Consider the following 1085-nt stretch of genomic DNA (forward strand, 5'->3'; position numbering starts at 1 on the left):
GCACACGGAGCCCGAAAAACTAGCCGATTAGATGCCCGATTCAGTTTGCTCGCGTCACAGAAGATCAAATGCGCAAGGTTGACTATCGGGTGATGGGAATTGTCTTTTCGATTCATAACGAACTTGGCCGGCTCTGCGACGAGTCGGTGTATCAGGTCCTGTTCGAAAACCGAGTTTATCGAACAGCCGGTCTTGAAGTACACCGCGAGCTGCCGATCGATGTTTCGTTCGGAAGTTTTTGCAAGACTTACCGGATGGACTGCGTTGTTGCGGAATCGGTCATTTATGAGCTGAAATGCGTTCGCGCGCTGTCGAAAATCCATGAAGCCCAGCTTCTGAATTACTTGTTATTGGTGAACGCCACACGGGGCAAAATTGTCAACTTTCGCACGGAGAAAGTCGAGTCTCGGTTCGTTAATACCTCACTCGATCGCGAATCACGACGACAATATGATCTGACACTTGACGATGAGATCGGACAACACAGAATCACCGATCTTTTGAAAGAGCTGCTTGACGATTGGGGGACGGGACTGTCGGGGCAGCTCTATCTCGAAGCGATTCTGAGCGAGCTGGGTTGTGCCGATAGTGCGCCACAACAATTGCCGATGCTCTGCGATGGAAGAGCTGCGGGCAATCAAGCGTTTTATTTGCTTGATAGTCAAACGGCTCTATTCCTAACTACTTTGAAACCGGAATACCTTGTGACACACGAAAAACATCTTGCTGCGATGCTGCGTCTGAGTCCTCTGAAGTCGGCTGTTTGGATCAATATTGATCTGCACCGAGTTGATTGTCAGGCGGTTACTGGCAGGAAAATGTTGGCAGGAAGATAACATGTTTAATCGCTCCAATGATGATTTTCCTGCCAACATCTTCCTGCCAGCCTTCGTCAATCTCCAATCCTTCTTCGCCATGAAAACACTTGCCTTCACGTTATTCTCCATCTTTGTCTTCTGCTCGCACTTGGACGCCTCCGATCGTCCGAATTTTGTATTCATCCTGACTGACGACCAGTCCTACGGGATGATGGGGATCGACCGCATGGTCGGCAAGGTTCGCGAGAAATTGGCCACCGAGGGACT

1 protein-coding gene and 1 pseudogene are annotated in these 1085 nt (G+C 49.7%); both read left to right on the forward strand.

The genetic code is table 11. The features are described from left to right. Positions 1–68: 68 nt before the first annotated feature. Positions 69–836 carry a GxxExxY protein gene (locus RMSM_RS37170; protein ID WP_008700343.1) on the forward strand — a complete coding sequence of 256 codons (768 nt, stop codon included), beginning with the start codon at positions 69–71 and terminating at the stop codon, positions 834–836. A 1-nt stretch (position 837) separates the two neighbouring features. After that, a pseudogene (locus RMSM_RS20195) lies at positions 838–1085 on the forward strand (hypothetical protein); the annotation flags it as partial.

Source organism: Rhodopirellula maiorica SM1, from assembly GCF_000346295.1.
Classification (GTDB): Bacteria; Planctomycetota; Planctomycetia; order Pirellulales; family Pirellulaceae; genus Novipirellula; species Novipirellula maiorica.

What these genes read in the sequence shown, in the direction of transcription:
- RMSM_RS37170 (WP_008700343.1), top strand. Translation starts at nt 69, where the DNA reads ATGCGCAAGGTTGACTATCGGGTGATGGGAATTGTCTTTTCGATTCAT.